Genomic DNA, 21,314 nt, shown 5'->3' with positions numbered 1-21,314 from the left:
CAATAATTGACAGAACTTATCGAATACAGGAGTCTATCGAGTACACTTAGAAAACGCGTCTTGTATGACGGCTTTTAAGCATTGACTCAGACAAAGCTTGTAGACTCTGTCAGAACCTCAAGGTAGAAAACTCTCGTGAAGATCTTAGTAACCGGTGGTGCCGGGTTCATTGGCTCGGCAGTTGTACGTCACATCATCTCGAACACTGATGACTCGGTCATCAACGTCGACAAGCTGACCTATGCCGGCAACCTGGAGTCGCTCCAGTCGGTCGACCAAGACACGCGCTATGCATTCGAGCGCGTCGATATCTGCGACCGCGGCGAACTCGACCGGGTGTTCCGCGAGCACCAGCCTGACGCTGTGATGCACCTGGCCGCAGAATCGCACGTCGACCGCTCGATCAGCGGCCCGTCCGAATTCATCCAGACCAACATCATCGGCACATACAACCTGCTGGAAGCAGCGCGTGGGTACTGGAGCTCCTTGGATGATACGCGCAAGGCGGCATTCCGGTTCCACCACATTTCCACTGACGAAGTGTACGGAGACCTTGAAGGCCCGGAAGACCTGTTCACCGAGACCACACCGTACCAGCCAAGCTCGCCCTATTCAGCCAGCAAGGCCAGTTCCGACCATTTGGTCCGCGCATGGGCCCGTACCTACGGCCTGCCGACCTTGGTTACCAATTGCTCGAACAATTATGGCCCGTACCACTTCCCCGAGAAGTTGATCCCGCTGGTCATCCTCAACGCACTGGAAGGCAAGCCGCTGCCTATCTACGGCAAAGGCGACCAGATCCGTGACTGGCTGTACGTCGAAGACCACGCCCGGGCGCTGTACAAGGTAGTTACCGAAGGTGAAGTAGGCCAGACCTACAACATTGGCGGCCATAACGAGAAGCAGAACATCGAGGTGGTGCGTACCGTTTGTGCATTGCTTGACGAACTGCGCCCTGAGTCGGCATTCCGCCCGCACGTCGACCTGCTGACCTACGTGCAAGACCGCCCGGGCCATGACCTGCGGTATGCCATCGACGCCAGCAAGATCCAACGTGAACTGGGCTGGGTGCCTGAAGAAACCTTCGAGTCGGGCATCCGCAAGACGGTGCAGTGGTACTTGGACAACCCAGAGTGGGTCGCTCACGTAAAAAGCGGCAGCTACCAGCAATGGATCGACACAAATTACAACGCACGTGCGGGTAAGGCATGAAGATTCTGCTGCTGGGTAAAAACGGCCAGGTCGGCTGGGAACTGCAGCGGGCGCTCAGCGTGTTGGGCGAAGTGGTAGCCCTCGATCGACATCGGGCGTCTACCCCCTACGGAGAATTGGCAGGCGATTTGTCGGATCTTGAAGGCCTGCGCGCCACCATCCGCAGTGTGGCACCCCAGGTAATCGTCAATGCAGCCGCTTACACGGCCGTCGATAAAGCCGAAAGCGAGCGCGAGCTTGCTCACACGGTCAATGCCTTGGCGAGCCAGGTAATGGCAGAAGAGGCCAAGCGTCTCGACGCCTGGCTGGTGCACTACTCCACCGACTACGTCTTCGACGGCAGTGGCTCGGCCCCTTGGAAGGAAACCGACCCTGTTGCGCCGGTCAACTACTACGGTGCAACCAAGCTCGAAGGCGAACAGTTGATCCAGGCATCAGGCTGCAAGCACCTCATCTTCCGTACAAGCTGGGTGTACGCCGCCCGCGGCAACAACTTCGCTAAAACCATGCTGCGCCTTGCGAAGGACCGGGCAACCCTCAACGTGATCGCTGATCAGGTTGGCGTACCGACCGGTGCAGACTTGCTGGCCGACGTTGCGGTAGCCGCATTACAGCAAGCACTGCACAAGCCCGAACTGGCTGGCATCTACCACCTGGCACCAGCCGGCGAGACAACCTGGCACGCTTATGCCTGCGATGTGATCGCGTTTGCCCGCGACCAAGGTGAAACGCTTGCCGTTGAAGCAATCAACCCGATTGCTACAACCGAGTACCCCACTCCGGCGAAGCGCCCGTTGAACTCTCGGCTGTCGACTGCGAAACTTCGGAACTCTTTCTCTCTGCACTTGCCGGATTGGCAAAGTGGTGTCACCCGTATGCTTATGGAAGCTCTTAACAAATGAACACGACCAATCGTAAAGGGATCATTCTGGCTGGTGGTTCTGGGACGCGGCTGCATCCAGCGACGCTGTCCGTTTCCAAGCAACTCTTACCCGTTTATGACAAGCCGATGATCTACTACCCGCTGAGCACGCTGCTGCTTGCGGGTATTCGCGACATCCTCATCATATCGACCCCCCAAGATACCCCGCGCTTCGAACAGCTGCTGGGTAGCGGCAGTCAGTGGGGCATCAATCTTTCGTACGCTGTGCAGCCAAGCCCGGACGGTTTGGCGCAAGCCTTCACCATTGGCGCGGATTTCATCGGTAACAACCCATCAGCACTGGTGCTTGGCGACAATATTTTCTACGGCCACGACTTCCAATCGCTGCTGCTAAGTGCCGGCGAGCGTGAAAGGGGGGCATCGGTTTTCGCGTATCACGTTCAAGACCCAGAGCGTTATGGGGTTGCCGAGTTCGATGACAGCGGACGTGTGCTTTCGCTTGAAGAAAAACCCAAGGTGCCGAAGTCGAGCTACGCGGTCACCGGCTTGTACTTCTATGACAACCAGGTCGTCGATCTGGCACGCGGGCTTAAACCGTCGGCCCGTGGAGAACTAGAGATCACCGATCTCAACAATCTCTATCTGCAACAAGGTCAACTGCAGGTCGAGATCATGGGACGCGGCTATGCATGGCTCGATACCGGCACCCACGACAGCCTACTCGATGCCAGCCAGTACATTGCAACCATGGAGCGCCGCCAAGGGCTGAAGGTCGCCTGCCCTGAGGAGATTTGCTACCGGGCCGGCTGGATCAACGCCGAACAACTCGAACGCCTCGCTCAGCCATTGCTCAAAAACGGTTATGGTCAATACCTTAAAAACTTGCTTAAAGAAAAGGTCTTCTGATGCACGCTATTCCTTTGGCCATCCCGGATGTCTTTCTGTTCACTCCCAAGGTCTTCGGTGACGAGCGTGGCTTTTTCTTCGAAAGCTTCAACGCCAATGTCTTCAATGAAGTCACCGGCCTGCAACCAGACTTCGTTCAGGACAACCACTCCCGCTCTGTGAAAGGCGTGCTACGCGGCCTTCACTACCAGCTGCCGCCACATGCCCAAGGCAAATTGGTGCGTGTAGTACAAGGTGAAGTGTTCGATGTGGCGGTGGATATCCGCCGCTCCTCCCCTACTTTTGGCCAGTGGGTTGGTGCGGTGCTTTCCGCCGAGAACAAGAACCAGCTGTGGATTCCGCCAGGCTTTGCCCACGGCTTCGTGACTTTGAGCGATACAGCCGAGTTTCTCTACAAAACGACCGATTTCTACTCACCTAGCAGCGAGCGCTGCCTTGCTTGGAATGATCCAGAAATCGGTATCGAGTGGCCAATCGACTTTGTGCCTAGCCTATCTGGAAAAGACCAACTTGGTTTGGCATTAAGCGACTCGGACTTATTCGATTGATAAAAGGCTGGGGGCTCTACGGACTTCGTAGAGCCTCTGCGCCTGTATGATAAGCGCTTGAGCTAAGTCGCTATCAAAAGCACTGAATTCATTCAGCAGGCGTCTTTCCTGAAGACATGATCAATCGAAAATTTCAACAACCCCTACCACCCCACCCTGACTATTCGTAACCGCGAGTGCTCTAATTTTATTTTCGCGCATGTATAGCTCCGCCTCGGACAACTGCGCATCTTCGATTATGGTGTGCGGTTTAGCTGTCATGAATTGCGCAACTTTTTCCCGAACAATCCGTTCGTTCTCAAGCAGTGCACGGCGGAGGTCGCCATCCGTCACGATACCAACCAACCGCTGCTCTTCCATCACAATCGCAAGGCCTAGCCTGCTTTGGGTCATTGCCAGCAGACAATCATGAAAACTCGTTTCCCGCCCCACAATTGGGGCTGGAGAGTGCATAACATCTTTTACGCGAGTTAGCAATTTACGACCGAGGCTGCCGCCCGGGTGGTAACGAGCAAAATCCATAGGCTTGAACTGGATATCTTCAATCAACGCAACAGCAAGTGCGTCGCCCATGGCCATGGTCGCTAGCGTGGAGGTGGTAGGCGCCAAGTTGTTCGGACACACCTCGCGCTCCACGGAAATATCCAGCCAAATATCCGAATGTTTGGCAAGTGTGGAATTTCCATTGCCAGTTATTGAAATTAATTTATTACCAAATGACTTTAGGCTGGGGATCAGCTTGATTAGCTCTTCGGTCTCACCGCTGTAGCTAATGAGTATCAGCACATCGACTGGCTTCAGCATACCTAGGTCGCCGTGGAACGCCTCAGCCGGGTGGAGAAAAAAACTGGGCGTGCCTGTCGAAGCAAAAGTAGCGACCATTTTTTGGCCGATAAGCCCTGACTTACCCATCCCGCATACAACGGCTCTACCCTTGCAAGAGAGCAGCAGTTCGACGGCGCGTTGAAAACTTTCATTCAGTCGCTCAGCTAATGTCTCTACAGCTTTAGCTTGTGCAAGCAGTGCTTCTTTAGCAATGGAGAGGTGATTCATATTCTTCCATGAAGGAGAGGGTTGATCCGAAGTGACAATGGTAAGGTTTTCTCCTCGCGATGCAAAGCGCTGGCGTTTGAACATTGCTTATCAGAACGCTGTCTGGATCAGTGAACACCAGAACTACTCTCACAGGGCGGTGGCTTGGTGTACCATGCAAAACTCAATGGGCGAGGTCCTGATTCTTGGCCCCAGATTGACAGCCTCCCGCTGGCAGTGACAGCATTCTCTTTTGCCCGCCTGTGATTCCGCAAATGCATGCTTCCTTGCTCCCGGCCGTTCGACTTTATACTTTGGATACCTTAAGAGGTATCGCCGCGCTTTGTGTCGTGTTCTGGCATTGGCAACATTTCTTCTACGTCGGCGACAGCCCGGCGGGCTTCGAGGGCACACGCCAGCCTTTTTTCGCGGCACTGACACCGCTTTATCAATATGGCGGCCTGGCCGTGCAGCTATTTTTCTCGATCTCGGGGTTTGTGTTCTTCTGGCTGTTCGCCCAAGGCATCGCCACGGGTAAAGTGTCGCTGCGCAGTTTCGCTGTGGATCGCTTCAGCCGGCTCTACCCGCTGCATTTGCTTACGTTTGCCGGGGTGGCGGCGCTTCAGTGGGCCTATTGGGCTAGCCACGCCAGCTATTTTGTCTACCCCTTCAACGACAGCTATCACGCCCTGCTCAACTTGCTGCTTGCGCCAGCATGGGGCTTGGAGAAGGGCTGGTCGTTCAATGCGCCGATCTGGTCGGTCTCGGTAGAAGTACTGCTATATGCGTCATTCTTCGCCATCTGCCTGGCGGGCCGTTGGCGCTGGTTGCTGGCCGCTGCGGCCTGTACTTTGGGCCTGCTGCTCTACCCCGGCAGCTACAAGATTGGGAGTGGTTTATTGTGCTTCTATATCGGTGGCATCGCCTACGCTATGCTTTGGCAATTGCGGCGTTGGGCCGGTAGCGGCGTCGCACTGTTGGTGTGTACCAGCGTGGCACTGGGAGCTTGGGCGTTGCTACTGCTCGCCAAATCGGTGAACACTTACCTAGTCATGTGCCTCTGCTTGCCTGCCACCTTGGCCATGCTGGCCGCCGCTGGCCTGCACTGGCCAGGGTTGTTGCGCAGCACTGGGTGGGTGGGTGATATCAGCTATGCGTCCTATCTACTGCATTTCCCGCTGCAAATAGCCTTTGCCCTTACGTTCGACAGTCTGGGTTACTCCCGCGAAATTTTCTATCAGCCGTGGATGATGCTGCTGTTCTTCGCTTTGCTGATACCCATGAGCCTGGCCTGCCACCGGTGGTTCGAGCGGCCCGCTCAACGCTATTTGCGCGCCAGCCGGTTGTCAGGCACTGGACAATCGGGCATGCGCGCACCCGCCTGAGGCCGCGCCTGGCACCTATAACGCTTTCTCTCATTCGAGCCTGGAACCTAGTATGTCGACAACCTTGACGCCTGAAGCACCGATCCTGATCACGGGCGGTGCCGGTTTTATCGGCTCTCACCTGACCGATGAACTGCTTGCCAAAGGGTATGCGGTACGAGTGCTGGACAACCTGTCCACGGGCAAGCGCAGCAACCTGCCGCTGTCACACCCTAACCTGCAACTGATCGAAGGCGACGTGGCCGACGCCGCGCTGGTGGCCCACGCCGTAAAGGGCTGTGCGGGTGTCGTACACCTGGCGGCGGTCGCTTCAGTGCAGGCTTCTGTTGACGACCCGGTCCGTACTCATCAGAGCAACTTCATTGGCACCTTGAATGTGTGTGAAGCAATGCGCCTTTGCGGTGTGAAACGGGTGGTGTTCGCCTCCAGTGCCGCAGTGTATGGCAACAATGGTGAAGGGGCCTCCATCGATGAAGACACGCCCAAAGCGCCGTTGACGCCTTATGCCTCCGACAAGCTGGCCAGCGAGTACTACATGGACTTTTACCGCCGCGAGCACGGGCTGCTCCCTGTGGTATTCCGCTTCTTCAATATCTATGGCCCACGCCAGGACCCGTCCTCGCCTTACTCGGGCGTCATCAGCATTTTCGCCGAGCGCGCACAAAAAGGCCTGCCGATTACGGTATTCGGGGACGGCGAGCAGACCCGTGACTTCTTCTTCGTCAGCGATCTTGTGAAGCTGCTGGTACAAGGGCTGGAGTCGGGGCCGGTGGCCGAAGGGGCCATCAATGTCGGCTTGAACCAGGCGACTTCTTTGAATCAGATCCTGGCAGCATTGGCGCAGGTCCTGGGCAAGCTGCCAGAGGTCAGCTATCAGCCAGCACGCGCAGGCGACATTCGCCATTCAAGGGCCAATAATCAGCGTTTGCTCAGTGGGTTCGAAATGCCTCGGGCTACCGCCATCGAGGTGGGGCTGGCGCAACTGCTCAAAGGCTAGGCGGGGCCAGCGGAACGTGCCTGTTGGCACGTTCCGCATGGGGTCAGGCTTGGGTTGGGGCAGTTTGTGCCTCAGGATCCCTCGCGTACTCCAAGAGGTATTCCAAGCTTAACGCTACCTGCGCGCCGCCGCGCGCCAGCAAGGCTGACTCCGTGTTGCGCGCAACCAGCAGATGGCGCTCATCCACCACAACCTGTTTGCCCAAGGCGCGGTAAGCTTCGATGAGCTTCATCGCGGCGTCCGGGTCTTGGGCTGTTGGCCCCGCCACCCACAGTACATCTGCTTGCTCTGGCGCAATCCAGTTCGAGGGAATGCAGCAGGGCTGGCTGGCAGGCTGCGGCCGGTTGGCAGGAACCGGGCACAGCGCCTTGAGAACGCTCTGGAAGGTTTCAGCCGATGGAGCGCCATGGCATGCGATCAGTTGTGGGGCCTCGCGACGTTCGGCGCCAGGGCCGGCCAGCAAGGCTTCGATACGGTCGATCTGCAGCTCGAAGGCATAGGCCTGGATGCGCTCACGACCCGCCTTGCCATGGGCTTCCAACACCGCCGGCTCTTCGATGTAACGGAGCAAGCAGCGCGCCAGCGCTTGAGCGTCGCCGTGGTCGAACAACTGACCGGTCACGCCTTCATCCACCAGCTCGGGTATGCCGCCTATCCGTGAACCCACCACCGCCAGGCCACAGGACATCGCCTCGGTAATGGTCACAGGTTGGTTTTCCGGGCACACCGATGGCAGCACGAACACATGCGCCTGGGCGAAGCGCTCGGCGATACGCGCATTGGGCAGTCTGCCCCAGAACTTGGCAGAAACCTTCGGCGCATTGTTGCGCAGTTCGGCTTTGTAGGTTTCAAGCATATGGCCGTCACCGACCATGTCGACATGCACCCGCTCTGGCGGCAGCAATGCCAGCGCCTTGAGCAAGGTAGGTACGCCTTTATGGCCACCCATGTAGCCGGTGAACAGCACATTCAGGCGCGGCCCGGGCGGTGGCGGTGAGGTGTGGCTGAACCGCTCGAGTTCGATACCGTTGGCGATAACATTCATACGCGCGGCAGGCAGGCCGTTGGCGATGTAGGTGTCGGCCAGGTAACGGCTGGGTGAAATGAAATGATCAACAGCATCCAATTGCCAGCGCAGGTAATCCTGACGCATCCGTTGCGGCAGCAGCAGGTCACCGTTGTAGATGTGCGAATGACATTTGTGGCATTGGGTGCTGTCTTGGCACAAGGTGTCCTGGGTGGTGATGCGCGTGCTGTTCATGCAGAACCCCCAGTGGTCGTGCAAGGTCAGCGCAATGCGGATCCCATGCTCACGCGCCAACTGCAGGATGCCCAAGGACAACCCGGCCATGTGGTGCGCGTGGATCACATCGGGGCGCCATTGAGCGATCAGGCGCAGAAAGATACGTTCGACGCCAGGGTGCGCGACGTTGTTGCCGGTTGGGGCAAAGTCCAGATAGGTCAACGACACCCGGGTAACCGGCATGCCGTCAAAAACCTCCTGCTCCACTGGGTAGCCAGGCAGCCCACGGCTGTTGTCCCCTGCCAGCACGCGCACCTCATGGCCACGCGCAGCCAGCGCGCGGGCCTGGTGGTGAGCGATGATTTCTGCACCGCCGATCACATGGGGCGGGAAGAAATTGGATATGACAAGAACCTTCATTGAACAAACCCTGGCGCCGCAGGCGGGTAAGTATGGACATCGTAACCTGGTAGTTCAGTAGCAGGCTCTTCGGTCAGGCCCAGCGCTGTTAGCGTTGCGGCTGGGGCGCCCTGTTCAACCAGCAGCAGGCCTTCGACACGGCCATTGATCAGTGAACGCAACGCATCGATTGACGCTGGGTCAGCTGCCTGTGCTGCCGACAGCACGATGAGGTCGACGGCGATTTCGTTATCACGCAGCTCTGCCTGGAGGACGGGCACTGCAACACCTACCGGCGCATCGATGCGGCTGAGGTTGGCGTGGCGGCTCACCTCACCAGTCAGCTCACCCTCCGCGATTTGCCAGGCACGCGTGGCTTCGTGGCCTATCAGGTCACGCAACCAAGGCGCGTGCTCCCCCAACAGAAGTGCGCACTGAGCCGGGCGTTCCGCCAGCAGACAAGCCAGCGCAAGTTGGCCAGGCTCATCTACCAGCGCCACTTCGGGGTCGATAAGCAGGTGCTGCCACTGCCGCGGCAAGGGTTTGCCAGCATGGCGAGTGGTGTGGCTGGCCAACTGCCGCAACAAGGCACGGGCATAGCTGCGCCACGTCAGGATAGGACGAGCAACCGCTTCAGCAGCCAGTTGCAGATAGCCTTGTGGGTCACTCGCCAGTGCGTGGATTTGCGCAGCCAGTGCATCGGGGTTGGTCATGTCCACTGTGCGGCAGCCACCTTCGGCTGCCAGCTCCGCCATCACGCCGCCGGCATGGCACACGCAAGGACGGGCATGCCAGAGCGACTCGACAATAGGCATGCCATAGCCTTCTACCAACGAGGCGTAAACGCTGACGTGGGCCTTGGCGTAGTAGTCATTGAGGGTGGCGTCGTCTACCACACCATGCCAGGCAATGCGCGGGTCGGCCGCACTGGCCGCGCGCACGGCCTCAACGATGTAGTCAGCACCGGCGTAGCGATTGCCGATGAGGTCCAGCTGCCAGTCGAGGTCCGGATAATCACGGGCCAATCGGGCAACGGCTTCAAGTAGCACTTTATGGTTCTTGCGCGGTTCCAGGGTAGATACACAGAGGATACGCAGCGGCTCGCCCGCACGCGGCACCGAGGCCGGGGTGGTGGCGCGCGGGGAAGCAGTCAGCTCACCCGGGATCCAGCAGGTTTTCACCTGCGCGTGAGGCGCGATGCCTTCACGCGCCCAGAATGCCTGCAACTGGGTGCCCGCATCGGGGGAAATCGGCAGCACGCGGTCGGTTTCGGCCAAGCCTCGCATGTAGGCTGCGTGGTTGTCCCGGATGATGGTATCGGCAACCCACTCAGGATGGGTGACCGGGATGGCATCATAGAATATCGCCGCAACGTTCAGCCCCGCCTGGCGGGCAGCGGCGCGGCGCGCCGGGCCTTGGCGTTCGAAGACGATTTCACTTTGCAGCAGCCAGCCACCGCGCAAGGTGCGAGCGCCAAGACTGGCCAAGGTCTGCCGGCGGTGAGCAGGCGAGCGCGGCAGCTCGTAGTGTTCTGGATAGGGCTTGGGCCCGCCATACAACGCCAGATTGTTGTATTCACCTTCGTTGGGCAGCACATACTCGCGCAGCGTCTCGTCCCAGGTCACGAACAGAGGTTCGCCAAAATCCTGCAGCTTGCGCGTCAAGCTGCGCACTACCCTGGCTACGCCGGTATTGGCGGTATCGCGCAGGCAGGCACTGGTGTCGATCACCAACCGGGGGGCAGGCAGGTCCCGGATCGGGCTCAACGTGCCGAGCAGGTCCTCGTAGGCCTTGATCGTACGTTGCCAAGTGAACGTCTGCTGGAAGGTGCCCAGGTGGCTTTCCCATTCGGGCCCTGCCAACGCTTCACCGGCCAGCACCTGCAGGGCCTTTTCGGCCATTTCCTGCTCGTCGACGCACAGTTGACGGGGGTCGGCGACCACTTCAGGGTGCGCACCGATGTTCAGCACCAGCACTGGCTTGCGAAGCTGTTGCATCTCGGCCAGGGGCAAGTTGAACCCTTCCCAGCGCGACACGCTAAGCCCCAACTGAGCGCTGGCCATCAACGCGGACAACTCGGCATCGCTGGGGTGGCCCAACGGCAGGATATGCTCAACCAGGTCTGCCGGCAGTTTCAGTTCGTCTGCGGTGGCCAAGACGCAGAAGCGCGCCTTGGGATGCTCAGCGATGATCTTCCGGGCGATGGGGTAAAGCCCTTCGCTGTTTTTATAATTGCCCGTTTCCCAGCGACCAAGGTTGATGATCACAGGGCCTTCAACCGCTTCGTCTGCGGTTTCAACACGCGCAACCTGGTGCCCCTGCTGCCAGAGGCTCTGGTTGACACCACCGGTCAGGTGATCTGCGCCCAGGTGAATCATGGCAATTTCCACATCCGGGCCGGCGTCGGGCAGGCTTTGGGTGCGGGACACGAAATGGCTGATCGGCGTGACCACCCGTGCTTCGGGCAGGTATTCGCGACGTTGGGCACGCAGCCGCTCTTGTACCAAGCGGGCCGGGCCAGTCATATCTTCATAAGGAACACCACCGCAATCGAGCGCCACCGTTGGCACGCCCCATTGGCGCAATACCGCGATGGATGCATAGAACGGCCAGCCGCCAATCAGGGCTACGGTCCCCGTCACGTCTCGCCCTGCGGGTGCGAACAGTTGGCGATTGTCGCGCATCCACTGGGCAGTTACTTGGTCGAGCTCTGTATACGGGCCCAGATGCTCAGGCGGCGTGTGGATGTCGTCGGTGATGCGGCGCAGCACGTCATGGTTGGCGCGCTGGGCCACGAAGGTAATGTGCCAGCCTGCGGCCTTGAGCCCTTGAGCCAGCAACAGCAATACACGGTCGACGCCGAACCGGAACAGCAGGCGCTCGTTACAAATAATCAGATGCATGGGAGCACTCCAGCCCTATCAAGGCGCATAACCAATGGCTGCGTAATCCTGCGGCCCGAACAGCAAGCCGTTGAGCGGGCCTGTGATGGCTTCGTCACTGCCCTTGAGCAGGAGCGAGGGGTCAGCTGGGTGTCGACGGTCGATTTCAACACGCTCAAAACCACGGGCCTTCAGCAGAAACGCCACCAGCGCCGGCGGCAGCGGGTTGCGGTGCGTTGGGTCGACATAGAAGTTGCAGGCCCCGGTGATCAGGTTTTCTGGGTTCGGGGTTTCGAACAGTACCGCGCCACCGGGGCGCACAACCCGAAGCGCTTCGTCGATCAGGCGGATGAAAACGTCAAGCGGCAGGTGCTCGATGATGTGGAAAGCTGTCAGCCCCGACAAACTGTGGGCAGGCATGGCAGCCAGATACTCCAAGGCATCGCCCATGTAAACTTCAAGGCCGGCCTGCTTGCAACTGTCGATCATGGCGCTGTTGGAATCGACGCCGATCGCAGGGATGCCCTGCTCTTTGAGCAGTTGCAGCCACTCACCGCGCCCGCAACCGAGGTCCAGCACAGGGTGCGTGAGCCATTGCGGGTCGACCGGGAAGTAAGTGAGGTTGTGTTTGAGCCGTTCGCGGATCATTTCCGGCGAGCCGCGGAAATTGGCTTCGAACTCCAGATAGAGCTCAGCCGGCATGCCCGGCGCTTCAGCCACCGCAGGCAACGCTGCACCGCTGGCACTGGCCTGTGGCCTCGCCTGCAGTTCAGCGATGGTCATGGTCTGCTGGCGCACCAGTTGTTCCAGGCGCCGCATGCGTTCGATCAGGTACTGCTCGTTCTGCTGAATGGCCAGGCCGTAGGTATAAAGGCTCTGGTTGGTCTGGTCCTGTACCTGTACGCCGACATTGCGCAGGCGGGTATTACCGTCGGCAATGTGCCACTCCAGAGCATTCAGTCGCTCGGGCAGATGACGGGTGACGGCCAGCACATGCATGACGCGAAGCGCCCCGGGGATACGCACGACCACTGCGCGCGCCAGGGTGATGAAGAGGTTTTTCAAGGTAGCCCCACCCGGGCGCTGACGCGCACGGGTGAGGAAATTCATGACCCGCGGATGGCCGAAGTATCTGCCCACCACCGGTAAGGCGCGCAATTTGCGGTACAGGCTAGGAGGTGGCGTCTGGGCTTGCGGGGCCTCGTCATTGGCGGGAGCGGTGGCCGCGACTTCCGGCTCCACGGGCGCCTGGGGGCGAGCCGGCAGCACGCCTTCGAGGTCGATCAGTTCGAAGCTGCGCACGATGTCGGTGGGCACGTCACTGGGCAGGTTGGCACTGCCGGCACTGGCCGTGACACGCTCGTACTCCCGACGGTTGACTTCAGCTTGGATCGTTTTCTGCAGTTTTTTAAGATCGATAGTCATTATGCATACGTGTTCAAACGGGTGGAGTGGCCAGCACCAGCGGTTCACCGCCCGGCACTGGCTGCGTACGTTACGGGAACACCAGAGGCGGGCATTCTACGCAGGTCATCTTGCCACCGTCGACGGCGGCCAGTTCCTGACAGCGACGCGGCTGCCCTCTACTCGGTCAGTCAAGCTTGAACTCTGCCTGCATGGCACACACGCCAGCGAAGTGCTTGTAACTGCTGTTGGCGATCACATTGAATACCACCGCCTTGTCCCACCAGTCGAAGTTATCCTCGATATGGTCGGCGCCACCGTGCAGGGCCAACGTCAGGCTGTAGCTGCCAGGCCCTACGTTGAACGCCGGAATGGTAACGGTCAGGTGCTGCTCCTTACCGGCCTCGACGCCCAGGTCACGCAGCTCGCCACGCAGCCAAGTGTTGGTCCCGAAGATGTCGTAACCCGTGCGGTCTTTGAACATGAAGCCCAGCGACAAGTCGTAAATCGGCTCGTTAGCGCGGATTTTCAGGTTCAACGTCAACGGCGCACCCACTTCAAGCATGGTGGCTGCCCGGCCATTGCTGCTGAGGGTAAGCTCTTCGATACGCGCCTTTCCGTTGCCTGAGCGCCCTGCGTAGGGCGCATTGACAGCTTGGGCCTGTAAGGAACCCTCTTCTTTTTTGGCAATCAGCGCGTTGTAGTAGTCCAGCACTTCGTCCGGGCGGCCATCCATCAACATTTTGTGATCACCCAGCAGGATGGCACGGTCACACAGGCTCTTGATGGCGCCGGGGTCGTGGGAAACGAACAACAAGGTCGTACCCTGCTCGCGGAAGTCCCGGATACGGGCAAAAGACTTGTGTTGGAAGTAGGCATCGCCCACCGCCAAGGCCTCGTCCACGATCAACACTTCCGGGCGCACTGCAGTCGCCACACTGAACGCCAGGCGCACAAACATACCGGAGGAATACGTGCGCACGGGCATGTCGAAGTAATGACCGATCTCCGCGAAGGCTTCGATCTCGGGCATCAACGCGACAATTTCGGCCCGCTCCAGCCCCTGCATGCGGCCGGCCAGCGCGACGTTCTGGCGGCCAGTGAATTCGGGGTGAAAGCCCATACCCAGCTCCAGCAACGCGGCTATGCGCCCTGTGGTGGTAATGGTGCCTTCCGTCGGCATGGCGGTACCGGTAATCATCTTCAGCAGCGTACTCTTGCCTGCGCCGTTAACCCCGATGATACCGACCGACTCACCCTGCCCTACCTGGAAACTGACGTTGCGGATGATCCAGTTCTGATCGCGCTTGCACAGCCCAAGCCAAGTACCCAGTGCGTGCCAGCGACCTTTGAGTTTTGGATAGGCCTTGCCTACCTGTTCTACGAGAATAGTCATATCAGATCTGATCAAGCAGGTCGTTGTAGCTGCGCTGATAAAGCACCACAGCCAGAAGGAAAACGATGACGGCAAAGCCGAATGGATAGGCCAGTTGCGACAAGCCTACCGGCTCGCCCAGCAACGCCTTCTGCGCCGTCAGCACCAGAGGGAAGATCGGGTTCCACGAAAGCATTGCCTGTACGTGTTCGGACAGAATACTGAGTGGATAGACGATGGGCGTTGCCCAGAACAGCGCCTGGAAGATCACGTCACTCAGCTGACCGATATCACGGAAAAACACGTTCAGGGTGGCTAGAAAAGCACCCAGCGCGATTCCCAGCAGCACAGTGGTAAGCAATACCGGTATCAAAACCAAGGCAGTGGTCATCAGCGGGAAACCTGATATGACCATGAACAGCACTACCAATATCAGCAGGATCAGGCTGTTGAGCGCTGCCGTGGCGATGACTGGAATGAACAGGATGAACTTGGGGAAGCTTGATTTCTTGATCAGGTTGGCATGTTCTAGGAAAACCCCCTTGCCACGCTGCACCAGCTCCAACAGCAGGTTCCAGGTGATCAAGCCTGCGCACAGATAAATGCTGTAGGCGTACTGGTGTTCGATACCGGGCATACGAGCCTGCATCAGGCGCGAGAAGATTACGGTATAGATGAACACCATGAAAATAGGGGGCACCACCAGCCACAAGGCGCCGAAGGTCGACCCGGCATAGCGGCTTTTGATCTCCCTCAGGGTGATCGCGAATATCAGACCGCGGTAACGCAGTACATCTTTCATTAGCGACAGCGGCGTATTCATTGTTCTGGACTCACCATGTACATAAGGCTTCCTGGTTGAAACACCCTCGCGGTGCGTAAGCAATGCAGGGCATGGGACATAAGGGCTTGAGAAGGCATGTCTAACGCTCCTCTCACGGGCTGACGGCCCGATAGACTGCTAGTGTTTCCTGCGCGCAGCGCTTCCATGAAAACGCTGTGGCGCGAAGCTGGCCGGCATTGGCCACCTTGCTGCGTAATGGCTCGTCATTCAGAAGCGCAGCCAGTTGCCCAGCCAACTGGTCAGCATTCCCACGTTCCACCAACAACGCACTACCTTGGCAAAACTCTGCCATGGACGTATCCGCGGTACATATCACCGGTACCCCGCACTGCATCGCCTCAAGCACCGGCAGGCCAAACCCTTCGTACAGCGATGGGTAGGAGAAAACCGCGGCACCAGCGTACAGCGTCGGCAGGTCATCGCCAGGGACAAAGGATAACTGACGCAGGCCATGAGTGACTGTCAATGTCTTGATACGTTCATTCAGCTCATGGTTATGCCACCCAGGCGCACCCGCCAAGACCAACGGATACTCTTCGCGTAACCCCTGCGGCAGCTGGCACCAGGCATCGATCAGGGTATCCACACCTTTGCGTGGCTCCAGGGTGCCGACAAACAACACATAACGACCGTGCTGCAAACCATGACGCTGCAGCGTTGCACTGGTCTGCTCGGGTGTCTGCGGGTAATAGCGCGCCGATGCACCGAGATAAACGGTTCGTACCTTGTCTGCACTGACGCCGAAATCACCAATCAGCTCATCGCGAATCAAATCCGAATCAGTGATCAGGAAATCAGCGCGTTTGAGGGTGTGCGGTAACTGCGCCGTCAGCCATTCGACACGTTTGCGTGGATGAAACTGCGGGTAGTGAAGGAACGATAAGTCATGAATCGTCGCGATGCTGGGGCCTGAGTGCGGTTTGAGGATGAAGTTGGGCTCGTGGTAAAGGTAATGTCGGCGCTCACCGGCATGATAGCGGCGCCTGGCATCGACCAAGGCTTCACGGGCTCGATAAGTGAACGTCCAGCGCTTCAACACCTCTCGCAATTGCAACGTCATCTGCTGGCCAGCACCTGGTTTAACGTCACCGTCATCTTTCTGCGAGTAGCGGGCACTGGCCTCGATGCAATTGGCCAGCGCCTGCTCGGCGCTGTAAAAACGTGCACCCAGGAAGCAATCGATAACCTCGATATCCTCAAGCAGCAGCTGCTCAAGCAAATTGAACGTGTAATTACCAATTCCGGTAAGTGGCGGTAAAAGCGATTGGGTGTTGAACAGGAGCTTCATCGAGTCGGAGTTACCTGGCTGCGCGGGTCGGCGCGCACGTTTTCGAGAGTGCCGTCAGAGCGCTGAAGTGCTCTGACGGGGGTGACCGCCGACAAAATGCCGGCTACAGGCTGATCAGTACGAAATCAGCCTGTGATCAACCCGGCAATTTCCGCCACGCGCTTATCCACCAGCGCGGTATCGCCACGAGATTCCACATTCAGGCGCAGCAGCGGCTCAGTGTTAGAGCCCCGCAAGCTGAAACGCCAATCGGCGAATTCGACACTGATGCCGTCGGTACGGTCCACGTTCGGCTTGTGCGGCAGGTAGAACGCCAGGATCTGTTCGATGGAGCCCTTGACATCGGCCACTTCGTAGTTGATCTCGCCACTGCACGGGAATGCAGCAATACGCTCGTCCACCAGTTGGGCCAGGCTCTTGCCAGTGACGCTCATCAGCTCGGCAACCAGCAGCCACGGGATATTGCCGCTGTCGCAGTAGGCGAAATCGCGGAAATAGTGGTGCGCGCTCATCTCGCCGCCATACACGGCGTCTTCGGCACGCATGCGCTCCTTGATGAAGGCATGGCCGGTCTTGCTCTGGATGGCGATGCCGCCCGCCGCTTCGACTTGCTCGATGGTGTTCCAGGTCAGGCGCGGGTCGTGGATGATCTTGCTGCCGGGGTGCTTGGCCAGCAGCATTTCAGCCAGCAGGCCGACAACATAGTAGCCCTCGATGAAACGGCCCTGGTTGTCGAAGAAGAAGCAGCGGTCGAAGTCGCCGTCGAAAGCGATACCCATATCGGCGCCGGTGTCGAGCACGGCCTGACGGGTCAGCTCGCGGTTTTCTGGCAGCAGTGGGTTGGGAATGCCATTGGGGAAGTTGCCATCCGGCTCACCGTTGATGATGGTGATGTCCAGCGGCAGGCGGGCTTTGAGCAGCTCCAGTACCGGGCCAACGGCGCCATTGCCCGGGTCGGCCAGCACCTTGAGCGGCTTGAGGGCCGACAGGTTGACGTAGGTCAGCAGGTGGTCGATGTAAGCGGTCTTGTCGAACGCTTCGCGCACGCTGCCAGGTGTGGCGGCCAGGGAGCCGAGGTCGCCGGCTTCCACACGCTGGCGGATGTCGTTCAGGCCGGTGTCGCCGCTAATCGGGCGCGACTGCTCGCGCACCAGTTTCATGCCGTTGTAACCCTTGGGGTTGTGGCTGGCGGTGACCATGATGCCGCCATCAGCCTGGTAATGGCTGGTGGCGAAGTAGACTTCTTCGGTCCCGCACAGGCCGATGTCGATCACGTCGGCGCCGCCTTCGGTCAGGCCCTTCATCAGGGCACGGGACAGGCCAGGGCTTTCCAGGCGCATGTCGCGGCCGACCACGTAGCTGCGCCCGCCCAGCTGTGCCACCAGGGCGCGGCCAATGCGGTAGGCAATGTCGTCGTTGAGGTCGGTCGGCACTTGGCCGCGGATGTCATAGGCTTTGAAACAGCGGGTCTGGATAGGTGCGTACATACATCTCTCTCGATGCGGCGCCGCCTGGGCAGCCACCGTCTGGAAGGGGATGGTCGGCGATTGAATTGCCGCATGAAAATCGGCCCGTGGCCTCGGCGAGGCGCTCACGGGCCGACGGGAAGGCCTGATATCAGGCGTTGCAACGACCGTATTTGTCCTCGAAGCGGACGATGTCGTCTTCGCCGAGGTAGTCACCGCTTTGCACTTCGATCAGGACCAGGTCTATGACACCTGGGTTTTCCAAACGGTGCTTGTGGCCGGCACGAATGAAGGTGGACTCATTGGTGTTGAGCATCAGCTCCTGGTCATCGTTGACCACTACCGCCATGCCGCTGACCACGATCCAGTGTTCGCTGCGGTGATGGTGCATCTGCAGCGAAAGCGACGCCTTAGGCTTGACCACGATGCGCTTGATCTTGAAGCGCTCGCCGTCTTCGAGCGTGGTGTAGGTGCCCCACGGGCGATGCACGGTCTGGTGCAGCAAGTGGGCAGCGTGGCCGTCGCTTTTCAGGCGCTTGACGATGTGTTTGACGTCCTGGGCGTGGTCCTTGTGCGCAATCAGCAGCGCATCGGGGGTATCGACCACCAGCAGGTCCTGAACGCCGACCAGGGCAGCCAGGCGGTCTTCGGTGCTGACGTAGTTGTTGCTTGCGCCATAGGCCATCACTTCGCCTTCGAAGCGGTTGCCGTGCTCGTCCGGGGGGGTCAGTTCGCTGACCGCGTTCCACGAGCCGATGTCGCTCCAGCCGATGTCGCACGGAATGGTTGCGACCTTCTGCGAGCGCTCCATCAGGGCATAGTCGATGGAGATGTCGGGCACATTGGCAAAGCTGTCGGCATCCAGAGCCAGGCAGCTGTAGCCCTTGGAGGTTGAGCGGCGGGAGGCTTCGAGGGTTTGCGCAACAGCGTCGAGCACGTCCGGGGCGTGAGCCTTGAACTCCTCGATGACAGCACCGACCTGGAAGCAGAACATGCCCGCATTCCAGAAATAGTTGCCGGCCTTTACATAGGACTCTGCGGTTTTCAGGTCAGGCTTCTCAACGAAGCGCTCGACCTTCAGGCCACCTTCCAGCGAGCCACCAGCGGCCGCCTCGATGTAGCCGAAGCCGGTCTCCGGATACTGAGGTTTGATACCGAACGTCACCAGCCAGCCTTGCGAAGAAAGGTTGATCGCCTTGGCTACCGCTTCGGCGAAGGCTTCTTCGTTCTGGATCAGGTGGTCGGCAGCCAGGACCAGCATGTGGGCCTGCGGCCCATGACTCTGGTGCAACTGCAACGCTGCGGCAGCTACCGCAGCAGCAGTATTGCGGCCGAAAGGCTCAAGGATATAGCCTTGTGCAAGGGCTTGGGTATTGATGGTCCGGTATTCGTCTTCAGTTTTGAACAGCAGTTCACGATTGGTAACGGTGAGCACTTCAACCACGCCGTCTAGACGGGCGGCACGCAGAAAAGTCTTCTGAATAAGATTTTGCCCGTCGGGCAGCGTCATGAACGGCTTGGGGTGAGCCTCACGGGATACTGGCCACAGACGGCTGCCAACGCCACCGGATAAAATTACCGGGATCAATTCCATATTCGAGTCCTTAACGGCCACTTGAAGTTGTCAACCTCAGGCAACCTGCATGTGTCTTATTTCTGACCGCCGTCACGAATGAGCGCAACGGCGCTAAAATGTACGCCTAGCGTGTTAATTTCCTGGCCATCCATAGGCTCAAGACGCAAGCATTGGCCTGTAGAATACCAGAGATTTTTCTTTGTAGCTCCCCTTGGATCTTACGGGCCATCGGCTCTCGGAGCACATTGCCAGCACCTGCAAAGGCAAAGAAACACGCTGCGCTGCGGCATGAGACAACACATCCCGTCAATGTTTCGTGAAGGCTCGTTCATTCGGGGATAACCATATCGGGACAATGTATAAGGTTACTGAAATGGCGCTTTAATGCATAAGCCAGTGCATTTTTTGCGCGACTTTCTCCATGTACTAATACAATTCTTTGTGGGGCATCAGGTATGCCGGCAGCATATTGAATCAAACCTGCCTGATCCGCATGCCCTGAATACCCCCCAAGACTGAATACTTTTGCTCTGATATCGTACATGCTCCCATCCAGATCAACCTGAACAAACCCTTCAGCCCCTTCAGTGGCTTGCAATACCGCCCCAGGCGTACCCTTGGCCTGATACCCCACAAACACCACCTCATGCCGCGGATCACCGAGCATCGCCTTGAGGTAGTTGACGATCCGCCCACCAGAACACATACCATTCCCTGCAATGACAATGGCTGGCCGCCCTGTGCTCTTGAGGTAGTTGACCACCTGCTGATGCTTGGCATGGGTATCGACACACAGCAGCTGACCGAAGCCGAGGGGGTCCCTGCCCTCCCCGAGCCGCTGCCTGGCTTCGGCATTCCAGTATGCGTGCAACTCCGAATAGGCCTTGGTTATGCGCTGTGCCAGTGGCGAATCGAGAATGATCGGTAAGCGGGACCAGTTCACCCCCAGCTCTGGCACACCCGCCTCGCTCACCTTGCTTTCATTGAGCAGGGAGTTGCGATGGAGGATGTCTTCGATCTCGTAAAGCAGCTCTTGGGTGCGCCCCAGGCTGAATGCGGGGATGAGGATGGTGCCGTTGTCCGCCAGCGCGCGGTCGATAACCGCCTCCAGCCGCTGCTGCCTGGCGTCGCGGGGCGCATGCAACCTGTCGCCATAGGTGCTCTCCAGCACAAGCACGTCAGCGCGCTCTGGCGGTTGAACGGCGCGCAACAACGGATTGCAAGGGGCACCAAGGTCACCCGAGAACACCACCCGCGTGCTGGGCTCTACCCCGGGATAACGCACATCACATTCAACATACGCTGAACCGAGCAGGTGCCCAGCACGCTGAAGGCGCACGGAACAGGTCACGCCCTGGCCTTCGACCACGGGGTGCCACTGCTCGAAAGGCAAAGCAACCACAAGCCGCTGCAACAGGGCGAGGTAGCGGTCCACTTGAACCGGGTCCGAGCTGATACCGAGCTTGTAGGCATCCTCGAGCACCAGGGGCAGCAGCTTGGCCGAGGGTTCACTGCACAGGATTGGGCCGCGAAAGCCTGCGGCCAGCAAGGCGGGGATACGACCGACATGGTCGAGATGGACATGGGTGATGATCAGCGCTTGGATACCGCCGATATCAAAACCGATTGGTGCCAGTTCGGAGCCTGGTGCAGCATCTGCGCCTTGCTCTAAACCACAATCGACCAGGAGGCTTTGCGTTTGATCAAGGTGAAGCTGGTGACAAGAACCTGTTACACCGCGGGTGCCACCATGATGGGAAAGGGAAGGATATTCCATGCTGCACGCTCGCCTGGTCCGAGAAAATGAAGCAGCTATTACTTCATTTCCAAAGGCCCGCGCACAGGTGATGAAATCCTAGATAAGAGTAGGAATT

16 protein-coding genes are annotated in these 21,314 nt (G+C 58.8%); 6 read left to right on the top strand and 10 right to left on the bottom strand.

The annotated features are described in order from the left end of the window. Window positions 1-135 precede the first annotated feature (135 nt). The 4 genes from rfbB to rfbC are packed head-to-tail and all read left to right on the top strand — an operon-like array spanning window position 136 to window position 3,549. Window positions 136-1,212, top strand: a complete 1,077-nt coding sequence (rfbB, locus tag OSW16_RS07180) for a dTDP-glucose 4,6-dehydratase (RefSeq protein ID WP_267821891.1) — start codon at window positions 136-138, stop codon at window positions 1,210-1,212. Next, window positions 1,209-2,114 (top strand): dTDP-4-dehydrorhamnose reductase, encoded by a 906-nt coding sequence (rfbD, locus tag OSW16_RS07175; RefSeq protein ID WP_267821889.1) that lies wholly within the window; start codon window positions 1,209-1,211, stop codon window positions 2,112-2,114. The genes rfbB and rfbD overlap by 4 nt, the downstream gene beginning before the upstream one ends. Further along, window positions 2,111-3,001, top strand: a complete 891-nt coding sequence (gene rfbA / locus OSW16_RS07170) for a glucose-1-phosphate thymidylyltransferase RfbA (protein WP_267821887.1) — start codon at window positions 2,111-2,113, stop codon at window positions 2,999-3,001. Before rfbD ends, rfbA begins: the two co-directional genes overlap by 4 nt. After that, on the top strand, window positions 3,001-3,549 hold the full coding sequence (gene rfbC, locus OSW16_RS07165; RefSeq protein WP_267821885.1) for a dTDP-4-dehydrorhamnose 3,5-epimerase: 549 nt from the start codon (window positions 3,001-3,003) through the stop codon (window positions 3,547-3,549). Before rfbA ends, rfbC begins: the two co-directional genes overlap by 1 nt. A gap of 120 nt (window positions 3,550-3,669) precedes the next feature. On the opposite strand, the gene OSW16_RS07160 is transcribed toward rfbC, so the two are convergent. Beyond that, complete coding sequence (locus tag OSW16_RS07160) at window positions 3,670-4,602, bottom strand: KpsF/GutQ family sugar-phosphate isomerase (protein WP_267823905.1); 933 nt, start codon at window positions 4,600-4,602, stop codon at window positions 3,670-3,672. 254 nt (window positions 4,603-4,856) lie between these two features. Between OSW16_RS07160 and OSW16_RS07155 the strand changes: the two genes are divergently transcribed. After that, window positions 4,857-5,966 (top strand): acyltransferase family protein, encoded by a 1,110-nt coding sequence (locus tag OSW16_RS07155; RefSeq protein ID WP_267823903.1) that lies wholly within the window; start codon window positions 4,857-4,859, stop codon window positions 5,964-5,966. Between the two features lie 52 nt (window positions 5,967-6,018). Further along, window positions 6,019-6,963 carry an NAD-dependent epimerase/dehydratase family protein gene (locus OSW16_RS07150; RefSeq protein ID WP_012313303.1) on the top strand — a complete coding sequence of 315 codons (945 nt, stop codon included), beginning with the start codon at window positions 6,019-6,021 and terminating at the stop codon, window positions 6,961-6,963. A gap of 43 nt (window positions 6,964-7,006) precedes the next feature. Here OSW16_RS07150 and OSW16_RS07145 read toward each other — a convergent pair whose 3' ends face one another. The 9 genes from OSW16_RS07145 to OSW16_RS07105 form a co-directional block, all read right to left on the bottom strand. Further along, window positions 7,007-8,626, bottom strand: a complete 1,620-nt coding sequence (locus OSW16_RS07145) for a glycosyltransferase family 4 protein (protein WP_267821883.1) — start codon at window positions 8,624-8,626, stop codon at window positions 7,007-7,009. Next, complete coding sequence (locus tag OSW16_RS07140; protein ID WP_267821881.1) at window positions 8,623-11,508, bottom strand: glycosyltransferase family 4 protein; 2,886 nt, start codon at window positions 11,506-11,508, stop codon at window positions 8,623-8,625. The genes OSW16_RS07145 and OSW16_RS07140 overlap by 4 nt, the downstream gene beginning before the upstream one ends. 18 nt (window positions 11,509-11,526) lie before the next feature. After that, on the bottom strand, window positions 11,527-12,912 hold the full coding sequence (locus OSW16_RS07135; RefSeq protein ID WP_241802916.1) for a class I SAM-dependent methyltransferase: 1,386 nt from the start codon (window positions 12,910-12,912) through the stop codon (window positions 11,527-11,529). Between the two features lie 166 nt (window positions 12,913-13,078). Next, complete coding sequence (locus OSW16_RS07130) at window positions 13,079-14,287, bottom strand: ABC transporter ATP-binding protein (RefSeq protein WP_241802915.1); 1,209 nt, start codon at window positions 14,285-14,287, stop codon at window positions 13,079-13,081. Window position 14,288: 1 nt separating this feature from the next. Further along, the gene (locus OSW16_RS07125) at window positions 14,289-15,089 is read right to left on the bottom strand and encodes an ABC transporter permease (RefSeq protein WP_012313298.1); all 801 of its coding nucleotides are present in this window, start codon (window positions 15,087-15,089) and stop codon (window positions 14,289-14,291) included. Window positions 15,090-15,201: 112 nt separating this feature from the next. Next, on the bottom strand, window positions 15,202-16,398 hold the full coding sequence (locus OSW16_RS07120; RefSeq protein ID WP_241802914.1) for a glycosyltransferase family 4 protein: 1,197 nt from the start codon (window positions 16,396-16,398) through the stop codon (window positions 15,202-15,204). A gap of 125 nt (window positions 16,399-16,523) precedes the next feature. Then, window positions 16,524-17,885: a phosphomannomutase gene (locus OSW16_RS07115; RefSeq protein ID WP_267821876.1), complete on the bottom strand. Its 1,362-nt coding sequence runs from the start codon at window positions 17,883-17,885 to the stop codon at window positions 16,524-16,526. 130 nt (window positions 17,886-18,015) lie between these two features. Beyond that, window positions 18,016-19,458 (bottom strand): mannose-1-phosphate guanylyltransferase/mannose-6-phosphate isomerase, encoded by a 1,443-nt coding sequence (locus tag OSW16_RS07110; protein WP_267821874.1) that lies wholly within the window; start codon window positions 19,456-19,458, stop codon window positions 18,016-18,018. A 310-nt stretch (window positions 19,459-19,768) separates the two neighbouring features. Next, window positions 19,769-21,217 carry an MBL fold metallo-hydrolase RNA specificity domain-containing protein gene (locus OSW16_RS07105; RefSeq protein ID WP_267821872.1) on the bottom strand — a complete coding sequence of 483 codons (1,449 nt, stop codon included), beginning with the start codon at window positions 21,215-21,217 and terminating at the stop codon, window positions 19,769-19,771. Window positions 21,218-21,314 lie beyond the last annotated feature (97 nt).

It is taken from the genome of Pseudomonas putida, assembly GCF_026625125.1.
Taxonomy (GTDB): domain Bacteria; phylum Pseudomonadota; class Gammaproteobacteria; order Pseudomonadales; family Pseudomonadaceae; genus Aquipseudomonas; species Aquipseudomonas putida_X.
The sequence above is the reverse complement of the archived record's forward strand: the minus strand, read 5'-3'. Positions and strand labels throughout refer to the sequence as shown.